12 protein-coding genes and 1 pseudogene are annotated in these 12992 nt (G+C 69.5%); 12 read left to right on the top strand and 1 reads right to left on the bottom strand.

Features of this window, described 5'->3' with window-relative positions:
* Positions 1 to 43 precede the first annotated feature (43 nt).
* The 3 genes from Q0W60_RS04195 (at position 44) to Q0W60_RS04185 (ending at position 3226) form a co-directional block, all read left to right on the top strand.
* Complete coding sequence (locus Q0W60_RS04195) at positions 44 to 826, top strand: TVP38/TMEM64 family protein (protein ID WP_297692880.1); 783 nt, start codon at positions 44 to 46, stop codon at positions 824 to 826.
* Positions 823 to 1440 carry a glutathione S-transferase family protein gene (locus tag Q0W60_RS04190; RefSeq protein ID WP_297692878.1) on the top strand — a complete coding sequence of 206 codons (618 nt, stop codon included), beginning with the start codon at positions 823 to 825 and terminating at the stop codon, positions 1438 to 1440. Before Q0W60_RS04195 ends, Q0W60_RS04190 begins: the two co-directional genes overlap by 4 nt.
* 205 nt (positions 1441 to 1645) lie before the next feature.
* Positions 1646 to 3226: a 2-isopropylmalate synthase gene (locus Q0W60_RS04185; protein ID WP_297692876.1), complete on the top strand. Its 1581-nt coding sequence runs from the start codon at positions 1646 to 1648 to the stop codon at positions 3224 to 3226.
* Positions 3227 to 3250: 24 nt separating this feature from the next.
* Here the strand turns inward: Q0W60_RS04185 and Q0W60_RS04180 are convergent, their stop codons facing one another.
* A complete protein-coding gene (locus Q0W60_RS04180; RefSeq protein ID WP_297692874.1) occupies positions 3251 to 3397 on the bottom strand; it encodes a hypothetical protein in 147 nt (48 codons plus the stop codon).
* Between the two features lie 191 nt (positions 3398 to 3588).
* Here Q0W60_RS04180 and modA point away from each other — a divergent pair, with 191 nt between their 5' ends.
* From modA to rodA, 9 genes and pseudogenes are all read left to right on the top strand, one after another.
* A complete protein-coding gene (gene modA / locus Q0W60_RS04175; protein ID WP_297692872.1) occupies positions 3589 to 4356 on the top strand; it encodes a molybdate ABC transporter substrate-binding protein in 768 nt (255 codons plus the stop codon).
* The gene (gene modB, locus Q0W60_RS04170; RefSeq protein WP_297692870.1) at positions 4356 to 5021 is read left to right on the top strand and encodes a molybdate ABC transporter permease subunit; all 666 of its coding nucleotides are present in this window, start codon (positions 4356 to 4358) and stop codon (positions 5019 to 5021) included. The genes modA and modB overlap by 1 nt, the downstream gene beginning before the upstream one ends.
* Positions 5022 to 5035: 14 nt before the next feature.
* Positions 5036 to 5791: an ATP-binding cassette domain-containing protein gene (locus Q0W60_RS04165; protein WP_297692868.1), complete on the top strand. Its 756-nt coding sequence runs from the start codon at positions 5036 to 5038 to the stop codon at positions 5789 to 5791.
* A 1-nt stretch (position 5792) separates the two neighbouring features.
* Positions 5793 to 6587, top strand: a complete 795-nt coding sequence (locus Q0W60_RS04160) for a TOBE domain-containing protein (RefSeq protein ID WP_297692866.1) — start codon at positions 5793 to 5795, stop codon at positions 6585 to 6587.
* 259 nt (positions 6588 to 6846) lie between these two features.
* Positions 6847 to 7890 (top strand): rod shape-determining protein, encoded by a 1044-nt coding sequence (locus Q0W60_RS04155; protein ID WP_012522835.1) that lies wholly within the window; start codon positions 6847 to 6849, stop codon positions 7888 to 7890.
* Positions 7891 to 7959: 69 nt separating this feature from the next.
* A pseudogene (gene mreC / locus Q0W60_RS04150) lies at positions 7960 to 8979 on the top strand (rod shape-determining protein MreC); the annotation flags it as partial.
* A gap of 215 nt (positions 8980 to 9194) precedes the next feature.
* Positions 9195 to 9704, top strand: a complete 510-nt coding sequence (locus Q0W60_RS04145; protein ID WP_297692863.1) for a hypothetical protein — start codon at positions 9195 to 9197, stop codon at positions 9702 to 9704.
* A gap of 11 nt (positions 9705 to 9715) precedes the next feature.
* Entirely contained in the window at positions 9716 to 11707 is a 1992-nt protein-coding gene (gene mrdA, locus Q0W60_RS04140) for a penicillin-binding protein 2 (RefSeq protein ID WP_297692861.1), read from the top strand.
* Positions 11704 to 12858, top strand: coding sequence for a rod shape-determining protein RodA (rodA, locus tag Q0W60_RS04135; RefSeq protein WP_297692859.1), 1155 nt, complete (start codon positions 11704 to 11706; stop codon positions 12856 to 12858). The genes mrdA and rodA overlap by 4 nt, the downstream gene beginning before the upstream one ends.
* Positions 12859 to 12992: the final 134 nt, after the last annotated feature.

Here is a 12992-nt window from a genome sequence, read left to right as displayed (position 1 = left end):
TGCGCGTGCCTTTAGCCTAAGCCGCTCTTGCGGGGAACCGGGCATGTTGCACCGCACCTTGACCCTCGGCGTCGAACAGGCGACCTCAGCGCCCCAGATGCGCCGCCTGTTCGCCTTCCTGACCAACATGGACGCCAAGGCCTGGCGGGCGATTGTCGTCTCCTTCGTGCTGTTCGGTGGGGTGGGGCTGGTGTTCCTGTTCGGGGCCCAGGCGCTTGGCTTCGGCGGCGAGGCGACGGTCGAGCGATGGCTGGGCGCAGCGAGCGGCCCCTGGGCGCTGCCGGTTGCGGTCGCGGCATTCGCGGTGCTGGCGTTCCTCGGCGTGCCGCAGTTCATGCTGATCGCCGCCTGCGTGGTGGCGTTCGGGCCGTGGACGGGCTTCGCCTATAGCTGGGTCGGCACCATGGCTTCATCGCTGGTCGGCTTCTACCTCGGCCGGCTCGCCGGAGCGCGGACACTCTCCAGCCTCTCCGGCGACGGCGTGAAGGCGTTCATGGCGCTGGTTGGCCGCAACGGCTTCGCGGCGAGCTTCATCGTGCGCCTGGTGCCGTCGGCGCCGTTCATCGTGGTCAACATGGCCGCCGGCGTCACGCCGATGCGCGCGCTCGACTTCGCCGCCGGCACGGGCCTGGGGATCATTCCGAAGATCGCGCTCACCGCCTTCGCCGGGAATTCCGTCGCGCGGGTCATGAAAGGGCAGGGCGGCGCCGGCCACATCCTGATGCTGGTCGCCGTCGTGGCGCTTTGGCTCGGCATCGGCTGGTATGCGCGCAAGTGGCTGAAGGCCCGCGAGGCGGCCGTCGCCAAGGGAGGCGAGAGCGGATGATGAAGCTGTTCCATGCCTGGGGCTCCTGCTCGCTCGCTTCGCTCATCGCGCTGGAGGAGGCCGGCGCGGACTACGAGCTGGTCATCATGAGCACCAAGACGGGCGACCAGCGGCGCCCGGAATACCTTGCCGTGAACCCCAAGGGCCGGGTGCCGGCGCTGATCACGCCGCAGGGCGTGCTGACCGAGACCCCCGCGATCTTGTCGTGGATCGCCGAGACGTACTCCGCGGCGCAGCTGCTTCCGGTCGATGCCTGGGAGCGCGCCCAGGCGCACGCGTTCAACAGCTATCTCTGCTCGACCGTGCACGTGGCGCACGCCCACAAGCACCGTGGCTACCGTTGGGCGGACGACGAGGCGTCCTTCGCCGACATGACGCACAAGGTGGCGCAGAACGAGACGGACTGCTTCCGCCTTATCGAGGACGAGATGTTCAAGGGCCCGTGGGCGATGGGCGACCAGTACACGGTCTGCGACGGCTACCTCTTTACGTTGTTCGGCTGGCTGGACGGCGACGGCGTCGATCCGCGCCAGTTCCGCCGGCTGGTCGAGCATTCGCGGCGCGTCGCCGACCGCCCGGCCGTGCGCAAGGTTCTTGCGCGGCAGGCGGCCTGAGTCCGCGACTGCGCAACAAGCTTGCCGTAAGTGACGCGTTTCGGTACATGCGAGGCATGCGCACGCGGCTGGACAGCCTGCTTCTTCTGTCGCTGGGGCTTAGCAGCCCCTGGGCGACCGACTAGGCTGCGCGTCTTCGCGGCCGGGCGCTCAGGGGCTTTCCCAATCCGCCCGATCCGACAACCTTCCGCGAAGAGATCCTCTCATGCCCGTATCCGATACGCCCGCTCCCGCCGACGAGCGCGCCCATGTCATCGTCTTCGACACCACCATGCGCGACGGCGAGCAGTCGCCCGGCGCCTCCATGTCGCTGGAGGAGAAGCTGGAGCTCGCCAAGATCCTGGAGGAGATGAAGGTCGACGTCATCGAAGCCGGCTTCCCGATCGCCTCGAACGGCGACTTCGAGGCGGTCCGGCAGATCGCCGAGATCGTCACGGAATCCACCATCTGCGGCCTGGCCCGCGCCGGCATGGCCGACATCGACCGCTGCGCCGAGGCGATCAGGAAGGCGAAGCGCGGCCGGATCCACACCTTCATCTCCACCAGCCCCGTCCACATGAAATGGAAGCTGCAGATGGAGCCGGACGAGGTGCTGGAGATGGTCACCAAGTCGGTGAGCCACGCCCGCAACCTCTGCGACGACGTCGAGTGGTCGGCGGAGGACGCCACCCGCACCGAGCGCGACTACCTGCTGCGCTGCGTCGAGGCGGCGATCCGGGCCGGAGCGTCGACAATCAACCTGCCGGACACGGTGGGCTACTCCTACCCCTCCGAATACGCCGAGATGTTCCGCGACGTGATCGAGTCCGTGCCGGGCGCGGACAAGGTCGTGTTCTCCGCCCATTGCCATAACGACCTGGGGCTGGCGGTCGCCAACTCCATCGCCGCCGTGCAGGGCGGGGCGCGGCAGATCGAGTGCGCGGTCAACGGCATCGGCGAACGGGCCGGCAACGCGGCGCTCGAAGAGATCGTGATGGCCCTGAAGGTCCGCGGCGACAAGCTGCCGTTCGCGACCGGCGTCGAGACCCAGCACATCACCCGCGCCAGCCGCTATGTCTCGGCGATCACCGGCTTTCCCGTGCAGTTCAACAAGGCGATCGTCGGCAAGAACGCCTTCGCCCACGAGGCCGGCATCCACCAGGACGGGATGCTGAAGAACGCCGAGACTTACGAGATCATGAAGCCGGAGGACGTGGGCCAGGTGGAATCCAACCTGGTGATGGGCAAACACTCCGGCCGCCACGCCTTCCGCGAGAAGCTGAAGGCGCTGGGCTACGAGCTCGGCCAGAACGCCCTCAACGAGGCCTTCCAGCGCTTCAAGGACCTGACCGACAAGAAGAAGCACGTCTTCGACGACGACATCGTGGCCCTGGTGGACGATGCGCTGGCCTCGGGCGCAGACCGCATCCAGGTGAAGCACCTGCGGGTGATCGCGGGCACAGAGGGGCCGCAGGAGGCCTTCCTGACCGTCACCATCGAAGGCGAGGAGCGCAAGGCCAACGCCACCGGCGATGGTCCGGTCGACGCGGTGTTCAACGCCATCCACGCCGCGGTGCCGCACGATGCGACGCTTCGGCTGTTCCAGGTGCACGCGGTGACCGAAGGAACCGACGCCCAGGCCCAGGTCTCGGTCCGGCTGGAGGAGGACGGCCGGATCGCGACCGGCCAGGCGGCCGACACCGACACCCTCACCGCCTCCGCGAAGGCCTACGTCAATGCGCTCAACAACCTCATGGCCCGCAAGGAGAAGTCCGCGCCCGGCGGCAAGGTGGCGAGCGGGTTTTAGCGGCGGCGGCGGTCGGACCCGGCGCTAGAAGCTGAAGTCCAGCTCGGCATAGGCGTAGCGGGAATCGCCATTCTTGGGCGCGTTCGGGGCGTCCGTCAGGAAGCGGCCCTTGTCGAGCCAGGCGGCGCCGGCCTCGAACCGAGCGAACTTCGGCACGAGCCAGTGTCGCACGCGGCCTTCCACCTGCTCGCCTGCGAAGCGGCCCGACCGCCTGAGTTTTCTGCGCAATCCCCCTCCTTGGCCGTGCGGCCGCGCCATGAGCTGGGCCGCATCCCCATCGTTATGTAGAGTGATTACATAACGACCAGGATGGCCTAATGAAAGAGAGCCCCGGGTCCTCGGATGAGGGAGGAGAGCGCCGAATGACCGCCCTGCGACCCAAGCGTCGGCTGACGTGTCTCTGGGCGTTGGCGGCCCTACTGGCCTGCGGGTTGGCGGGCCCCGCGGTGGCGGCAGATGTGCAGGTCGCTGTGGCGGCCAATTTCACCGCCCCCGGCAAGGAGATCGCCGCCGCCTTCGAGCAGACGACCGGCGACCATGTGAGCCTGAGCTTCGGGTCCTCGGGCGCCTTCTATGCGCAGATCGCACATGGCGCCCCGTTCGAGGTGTTCCTCTCCGCCGACGCCGCGCGGCCGCAAAAGGCCGAGCAGGCGGGCTTCGGCGTCGCCGGGACGCGGTTCACCTATGCGGTCGGGCGGCTGGCGCTCTATTCCCGCACGCCCGGCCTGGTCGACGGACGCGGCGCGGTGCTGAAGGGCGGCAAATTCGCCAAGCTCGCCATCGCCGACCCGAAGACCGCCCCTTACGGCCAGGCCGCCATCGAGACGCTGCGGCATCTGGGGCTTTGGCCCGCGGTCGAGCCGAAGATCGTGCGTGGCTCCGACATCACCCAGGCCTACCAGTTCACCGCCACGGGCGCGGCGGACCTGGGCTTCGTGGCCCTGTCCCAGGTCCTGAGCTCAAGGGGCTCCCGCTGGATCGTGCCTGAGACCCTGCATGCGCCCATCGCCCAGCAGGCGATCCTGCTCGGCCCCGGCAAGGGCGATGCGGCCGCACGCGCCTTCCTGGCCTTCCTGAAGGGGCCCCAGGCCAAGGCGATCATCCGCCGCTATGGCTATGGCGCGCCCTGATGGCCGAGGCGGTCTGGACAACGCTTGCGCTGGCGAGCCTGACGACCCTCATCCTGCTCGTCCTGGCCGCCCCGCTTGGCTGGTGGCTGGCGCACGGCAGGTCCTGGCGGCGCGAGGCCGTGGCGGCGCTCGTCTTGCTGCCGATCGTCCTGCCGCCGACCGTGCTCGGCTTCTACGTGCTGATCGCGCTCGGACCCGCCAGCCCGCTGATGGTGCTGCTGCATCCGTTCGGGGTCCGCACGCTCGCGTTCACCTTCTGGGGCCTCCTGATCGGCTCGGTCATCTACTCCCTGCCGTTCGCCGTGCAGCCGATCCGCAGCGCCTTCCAGGCGATCGGCCCACGTCCGCTCGAAGTCGCCGCCACCTTGCGCGCCTCGCCGGCGGACGCCTTCTTCTCAGTGGCCGTTCCGCTCGCCCGCCGCGGCTTCGCGACCGCCGCCGTCCTGGTGTTCGCCCATACCGTCGGCGAGTTCGGCGTGGTGCTGATGATCGGCGGCGCCATTCCGGGCAAGACCGAAGTCCTCTCGATCCGCATCTACCAGCTGGTCGAGGCGCTGCAGTTCGGCGAGGCGCACAAGCTCGCGGCGGCGCTGGTCGTCTTCGCCTTCCTCGTGCTCTTCGCGCTGCTGGTGATCGACCGGCGCGCCGGCGCTCCGCGACCATGAGCGGGGCGCGCACCTTGACCTTTCGGCTGAACGGCCGGTTCGGCGAGTTCGTCCTGGACTGTGCGGCCGAGATTCCCGGCCTGGGCGTCACGGCGCTGGTGGGGCCCAGCGGCTCGGGCAAGACGACGCTGCTCAGGTGTCTGGCTGGGCTCGTCCGCGCCGAGGGCCGGGTCTCGGTCGGCGAGACCGTCTGGCAGGACGAGCGCCGCTTCCTCGCGCCGCACCGCCGCGGCGTCGGATATGTGTTCCAGGAGCCCAGTCTGCTGCCGCACCTGTCGGTCCGCCAGAATCTGGCCTTCGCGAGTCGCCGCGCCGCCCCCGGCGAGGGGCCCAGCTTGACCGAGGTGGCCGAGATGCTGGGCCTCGCGGCCCTGCTCGAGCGCGGGCCGGAGCGGCTCTCCGGCGGCGAGCGGCAGCGGGTCGCCATCGCCCGCGCGCTGCTGAGCCGTCCCGTGGTCCTGCTGATGGACGAACCGCTCTCGAGCCTCGATTTGGCGAGCAAGGCCGAGGTGATGCCCTACCTGGAAGACCTGCATCGCCGTCTGCGGCTGCCGGTGATCTACGTCAGCCACGACGCGGCCGAGGTCGCCAGGCTGGCCGACCGGGTGGTCCGGATGCGCCATGGCCGCCTGGGTCCGATGGTCGAGGTGCGACCGGAGCGGCGCGCCGCGAAGGGTCCTCTGACGCTGATGACCCCTGGGCAGGTCGAGGCGCTGGCGCGGGCGGCGCTCGCCGCGGGCATTGAGCCCGCCGCGGCGGAGGAGGCGTGAGATGGCCGGCGACAAGGCCCTGAGCGTCAGCGTCGCCCTGCGGCGGGGGCTCTCGCCTCGCATCAGCTTGCAGCGCGTGGCCCTCATCGAGGCGGTCGACGATCTCGGCTCGATCGCCGCCGCCGCCAAGCGCGTGGGCCTCAGCTACAAGGGCGCGTGGGATGTGGTCCAGGCGCTGAACAACCTCTTCGAGACGCCGCTGATCGAGGCCGCCGCCGGCGGGCGGAGCGGCGGGGCGGCGCGGGCCACGCCGCGCGGACGCCAGGTCGTCATCGCCTTCCACCGCGTCCAGAGCGAGATCGACGCGGCGCTCGCCAAGCTGGAGGCCGGCCTGGCGGGCGAGACGGCGAGGGACCTCTTCTGGAGCTTGGGCATGCGGACGTCGGCGCGGAACGCCCTGCGAGGCGAGATCAGCCACATCGCCGAGAGCGCGGTTTCGAGCGAGGTGGTCTTGCGGATCGCCGACGGCGTGGAGATCGTCGCGATCCTCACCCGCCGCAGCGTCGAGGATCTGGCCCTTCGGGTTGGCGCGCCGGCGGTCGCCCTGATCAAGTCGAGCTTCGTCCTGCTGGCCAAGGGCGAGAACCTGAAGACTTCCGCCCGCAACCAGATCAGCGGGCGCGTCGCCGCCCGCGAGGACGGGGCGGTCAACAGCGAAGTGGTCGTCGATATCGGCGGCGGCAAGACGCTCGTCGCCACCATCACCGTCGAGAGCGCTCAGGCTCTGGAGATCGAGTGCGGCGACCCGATCACGGCGCTGATCAAGGCGCCCCACGTGATCCTCGCGGTGGAATAAGATGGCCTCGCCGTGCGCGCGGCAGTCCGCGACCCCGAGCCGCACCCTCAGGCGCGAACCTTGGCCGCGTAAAATTCGCGCGCGACGGGAGAGCGCACACTGCTCTTTAAGCCTTGAATTCGACTATGGGGCAGGGCACACGAGGCGAAGAAGCCTACCGGAAATCGTAGCGACTCGACGCACAATCAGGGGCGTCGGATGCCGCTGCGGAGGCCGCGGCGGAACCGGACCCTCCAGCCCCCAGTCGTCAGGGCCCTAGATGATCTCATCCCTCTTCGGCGCGATCTCCAACGACATCGCCATCGATCTCGGCACCGCCAACACCCTCATCTACATGAAGGGCAAGGGCATCGTCCTCAACGAGCCCTCGGTGGTCGCTCTCCGCAACGTGGGCGGCCGCAAGGTGGTCCACGCGGTCGGCATCGAGGCCAAGCAGATGCTCGGCCGGACGCCCGGCCACATGGAGGCGATCCGCCCGATGCGCGACGGCGTCATCGCCGACTTCGAAGTCGCCGAGGAGATGATCAAGTACTTCATCCGCAAGGTTCACAACCGCAAGGGCTTCGTGAATCCGAAGGTGATCGTCTGCGTGCCGTCCGGCGCGACCGCGGTGGAGCGCCGGGCGATCAACGATTCCTGCCTCAACGCCGGCGGCCGGCGGGTCGGGCTGATCGACGAGCCGATGGCCGCGGCGATCGGCGCAGGCCTGCCGATCCACGAACCGACGGGCTCGATGGTGGTCGATATCGGCGGCGGCACCACCGAGGTGGCCGTGCTGTCGCTCTCCGGCATCGTCTATTCGCGCTCCGTCCGCGTCGGCGGCGACAAGATGGACGAGGCGATCATCTCCTACATGCGCCGCAACCATAACCTGCTGATCGGCGAGACAACCGCCGAGCGGATCAAGAAGGAGATCGGCACCGCTCGCGCACCGGCCGACGGCGAGGGCCTCTCCATCGAGGTCAAGGGCCGCGACCTGATGCAGGGCGTGCCGCGCGAAGTGCGCATCTCCGAGAAGCAGGCCTCCGACGCGCTCTCAGAGCCGGTCGGCCAGATCGTCGATGCGGTGAAGATGGCGCTGGAGGCGACCCCGCCGGAGCTCGCCTCCGACATCGCCGACAAGGGCATCATGCTGACCGGCGGCGGCGCGCTGCTGCGCGGCCTCGACGCCGAGATCCGCGACCACACCGGCCTGCCGGTGACGGTGGCCGACGATCCCCTGTCCTGCGTGGCGCTCGGCTGCGGCAAGGTGCTCGAACATCCGAAATGGATGAAGGGCGTGCTCGAATCCACGCTAGCCTAGGGCCTCGCGACTCACGCGCATTGGGCGACGGGGGGCTGTCGCGAACGCCGTTGAAGACGAGGATCCCAGGTGTCCCTTCGGGAGAGTCCGTTCGGTGAGCTGAAGGTCCCGCTGACCTGGACGGCCGGCGTGGCCGTGGCGGTGGCGATCGTCGCCGCGATCGCGCTCCTGGTCTCCGACCGCCGCGACAGCTTCCGCGCCGAGGCCTATGGCGCGACCCGCGGCGTGGCCGACCAGGTGCTGGCGCCGGCGGGCGATGCGCTCTCGGCGCCCGGCCGCTGGACCGGCGCCGGCATCGACACTATCAAGGGCTACTTCTTCGCCGTCTCCGAGAACCGCCGGCTGAAGGCCGACCTGAAGGAGATGAGCCAGTGGCGCGACGTGGCCCTGGCGCTGCGCAACGAGAACGCGCGCTATCGCACGCTCTTGGGTCTCAAGACCGATCCGCCGATCCCGATGGTCGCCGCCCGCGTGGTCACCGACGCCAGGGGCCCCTTCGCCAACACCCGGCTGGCCAACGCCGGGCGCGAGAAGGGCGTCAAGGTCGGCAATCCGGTGATGAGCGAGAACGGCCTGGTCGGCCGCATCATAGGCGTCACCGAAGGCGCGAGCCGCGTCCTGCTGCTCACCGACACCGCCTCGAAGGTGCCGGTGATGATCGATCGCACCAATGCGCGGGCCATCCTGACCGGCGACGGCGGTCCCAATCCCAAGCTCGAGTACCTGCGCGGCGAGAGCCCTGTGAAGGAAGGCGACCGGGTGATCACCTCCGGCGACGGCGGGGTGATTCCGCGCGGCTTGCCGGTGGGCACGGCGGTAAGGGGCCTCGACGGCCGTTGGCGGGTGGTGCTCGCCTCCGACAAGTCGCCGATCGATTTCGTGCGCGTGCTGCTGTTCCAGGACTTCACCCAGCTGGTCAACCAGCGCGAGCTCGCCGAGCGAGAAGTCCCGCCGCCGACCGCCGGCGCGCTGACCATCGCCCCGCAGCCCGCCGTTCCGCCGGCGATCGGCGCGAAGCCTGCCGCCCCGCCGGCGGTGAAACCCGCCGACGCCGCATCGAAGCCTGCCGCGGCGTCGGCTCCGAGGCCGGTTTCGGGCGCCGAGAAGGCCGCGCGCCCGGGCGAGAAGCCGTCCACCGTCAAGCCGTCCACCGTCAAGCCGGCCGCCGCCAAGCTCCCGGCCAAGCCACCGCCCTCCAAGGCAGTCAGCGCCAAGGCGCCGGTCGGCGCCAAGTCGCCGGCAGGACCGAAGCCGGCGGCCAGGGCCGAGCCGAATGCGCCCTCCGATGCGGAGGAGCCGCCCACGTGAGCGCCGTCCGCTCGCTCGAACCCTGGCGCTGGATCGGCGTCCCGATGCTCCAGGTGCTGGGCGTGACGATCCTGTTCGGCATCCCCTTGCGCATCTGGGGCCTGCAGCTTCCGGAGCCGGTCTTCCCCATGGCCGCCGTGTTTGCCTGGGGGGTGATCCGCCCCTCGGTGATCGCCCCGGCGGCCATCGTGCTCATGGGCCTGTTGCTCGACGTCTTCTGGGGCGGGCCGTTCGGGCTCTGGGCGCTCTGCCTGCTGGTCGCCTACGGCGTGGTGCTGGCCAGCCGCAGCATGATCTCCGGCCAGGGCCGCGCCGCGCTGTGGGGCTTCTACGCCGTGGTGACCGCCCTCGCGTTCGGGGTCGGAGTGATAGTGGCCGGCGTCAAGGACAAGAACCTGCCGGGCCTCATCCCGCTGGCTTGGCAATACCTCGCCACAATCGTCCTCTATCCATTTGCAAACCGGCTGATCGAGATGTTCGAAGACGCCGACGTGCGGTTCCGTTAGGGGCGACGGCGATGGCCGAACCCGCCATCTTCTTCGAGGAGGTGAACGAGCGGCAGGGCGTGTTCCACCGCCGCGCCTTCCTGCTGGGCGGCTTCGCGGGCGTCGGCCTGCTGGCGCTCGGCGGCCGGCTGGCCCAGCTGCAGCTCCTAGAGACCCAGCGTTACGAGAAGCTCTCGGCTTCGAACCAATTCAACTTCAAGCTGGTGCCGCCGCCGCGCGGCCTGATCGTCGACCGCGGCGGGGTGATCCTCGCCTCGAACCGACCGAACTTCCGGTTGATGGTGGCGCGCGACAAGGGCGTCGACGTGCCGGCGACGCTGGCGATCCTCGCCGACTTCGTGCCGCTCGACGACAAGCGCCAGGCCCGCCTCGTCAAGGACATCGCCAACTCGCCCAAGCGCACTCCCGTCGAGGTGATGGAGGACATGAGCTGGGAGCAGTTCAGCGCGATCAACTTGCGTGCGCCCGAGCTGCCCGGCGTCACCGCCGACATGGGCGAGGTGCGCGTCTATCCGCACGGCGGCGCCTTCGCCCACGTCGTGGGCTACGTGGCCAAGGTCAACAAGGACGACATCACCGACACCGGCCCGAATTCCGAGCCGATCATGTACAACCCGGGCTTCCGGATCGGCAAACAGGGGGTCGAGAAGGCCTACGACCTCGACCTGCGCGGCCAGCCCGGCGCGCAGAAGGTGGAGGTCGACTCCAATGGCCGCGAGGTGCGCCACGACCCGAACGGCGACATTCCGGCCGTCCCCGGCAAGGAGATCAGGCTCACGCTCGACGCCGACGTCCAGCTCCGCGCGGAGCAGGTGTTCGGCGAGGAGAGCGGGGCGGCGGTGATGATGGACTGCCGCTCGGGCGACATCCTGTGCATGTTCTCCGGGCCGAGCTTCGATGCGAACCGGTTCGTGCGCGGCCTCACCGCCGCGGAGTACCAGGCGCTGGCCCAATACGAGCGCAAGCCGCTGTTCAACAAGGCGCTGACCGCCACCTATCCGCCCGGCTCGACCTTCAAGACCATGGTCGCGCTGGCGGCGCTGGACGCCGGCTACGATCCCCGGACGGTCCACGTCTGCAACAAGGTCTGGTTCTGGGGCGGGCGCCCCTGGCACTGCGACGAGGCGCATGGCGCGCAGGACCTGAAGGGCGCGATCGCCACCTCCTGCGACATCTATTTCTACCAGTGCGCGCTTTGGGTCGGGCCCGACCGGATCGCGCAGATGGCGCGCAAGTTCGGCCTCGGCCAGATCTTCGACATCGGCATTCCGGGACAGAAGGCGGGCCTGGTGCCCGACACCGCCTACAAGCGCCGCACCTTCAAGAAGGACCCTGTCTGGCATCCGGGCGAGACGCCCTCGATGGGCATCGGCCAGGGCTACACGCACCTCAATCCGCTGCAGCTCTGCGTTCAGGCGTCACGCATCGCCAACGGCCAGAAGGCCCTGCATCCGAGGCTGGTGCGCTCGATCGGCGGGGTCGAGCAGAAGTCCGGCGCCGCCTGGGGCGAGCTGGAGGTCGACAAGGCGCACCTGCAGTTCGTGCGCGACGCCATGGCCGCGGTGACCACCGGCCACGGCACGGCGGCGGCGGTGGCCGACCTGGGCCTCGGTCCCGATATCAAGATGGCCGGCAAGACAGGCACGGCGCAGGCGGTCGAGTACCACGGCGGCCACGGCGCCCACGGCGCGGTCGGCGAGTGGAAGCTGCGCGACCATGCCTGGTTCATCTGCTTCGCCCCGATCGGCGAGCCGCGGTACGCCATGAGCGTGCTTGTCGAGCACGGCGGCTTCGGCGCCCAGGCCGCGGCCCCCCGGGCGCGGGAGATCATGCGCGTGGCCCTGCTGAAGGACCCTGAGCTCAGGGCGAAGATCGAGAAGCCGCTGCCGCTGCCCGAGGCGCCCTCCGGACCGGCCAGCGGCGACGTGGTGCCCGACCTGCCGCCGACGCCGCTCGATCCCAATTCGCAACCCGGCCTGCCATCAGGAACGCCCGCCGCATGACCGTCTCGGCCCTGACCCGTCCCGGCGAACGCGACCGGCTCATCGTCAAGCTTTCGGAGATCGACTGGATCTTCTGCCTGGCGCTGACGCTTATCGCGGTCGCCGGGATCATGATGCAGTTCTCGATCGCAGGCTCGTCCTGGATGCCCTGGGCGCTGCCGACGCTCGCCCGCTACGTCTTCTTCTTCGGAATCATGATCGCGCTCTCGCTGATCGACCTGCGCGTCTGGTTCGCGCTCGCCTATCCGATCTACGGGCTGGGGCTGCTGTTGCTGATGGCGGTGCTGGTGGTCGGCCACCATGCGCTGGGCGCCACGCGCTGGATCCAGCTCGGCCCCGTCCAGATCCAGCCGTCGGAGATCATGAAGATCGGCCTGGTGCTGGCCCTGGCGCGCTTCTACCACAGCGCCTCCAGCCGGACCGCGACCTTCTCCTGGTGGCTGCTCTGGCCCGCCCTGCTCATCCTCGTGCCGGTCGCGCTGGTCGCCAAGCAGCCGGACCTCGGCACGGCGCTGCTGATCCTGCTGACCGGCGTGCTGGTGGTGATCCTGGCCGGGCTCTCTTGGCGGGTGATCGCCGCCGGCGGACTGGGCGCGGCGGTGCTTGCGCCGCTCGTCTACTTCTTCGCCATGCACGACTACCAGCGCCAGCGGATCCTCACCTTCCTCAATCCGGAGGAGGACCCGTCCGGCGCGGGTTACCACACGCTGCAGTCGTCGATCGCCATCGGCTCCGGCGGTCTCTTGGGCAAGGGCTATGGCCTGGGTTCGCAGAGCCAGCTCAACTTCCTGCCCGAGAAGCAGACCGACTTCATCTTCGCCACGCTCGCCGAGGAGTTCGGGTTCGTGGGCTGCGCTTTCCTGCTCGCCCTCTACGCGGCGGTGATCTTCATGGCGCTCCGAACCGCCTACATTTCCCACAGCCATTTCGGGCGGCTCGCCGCAGCGGGCGTCACGGTGACCTTCGCCCTCTATGTGCTGATCAATGGCTCGATGGTGATGGGCCTGGCGCCCGTCGTGGGCGTGCCGATGCCGTTGCTCTCCTACGGCGGCACGGTGATGCTGACGGTGATGGTCGGCTTCGGCCTCGTCCAGGCCGTGCGCGTGCACCGCTACTCCGAAGTCACCAGCGGCAAGGGCGCGCTGCTCTAGCCGCAGGGCCGCCGCGCGATCTCGTCCGCGAGCGCATCGATCCGCGCCATCAGCCGCGCGTGGCGCGTCCCGATCCGCCGCAAGGCCCCGCTTCAGAAGGGCTCGAAGCAGTCGTAGTTGCGCTGGCGGCGGAT

Source organism: Phenylobacterium sp., from assembly GCF_025934275.1.
Lineage (GTDB): Bacteria > Pseudomonadota > Alphaproteobacteria > Caulobacterales > Caulobacteraceae > Phenylobacterium.
Note: the sequence above shows the minus strand (reverse complement) of the source record. Positions and strands in the feature narration are given on the sequence as shown.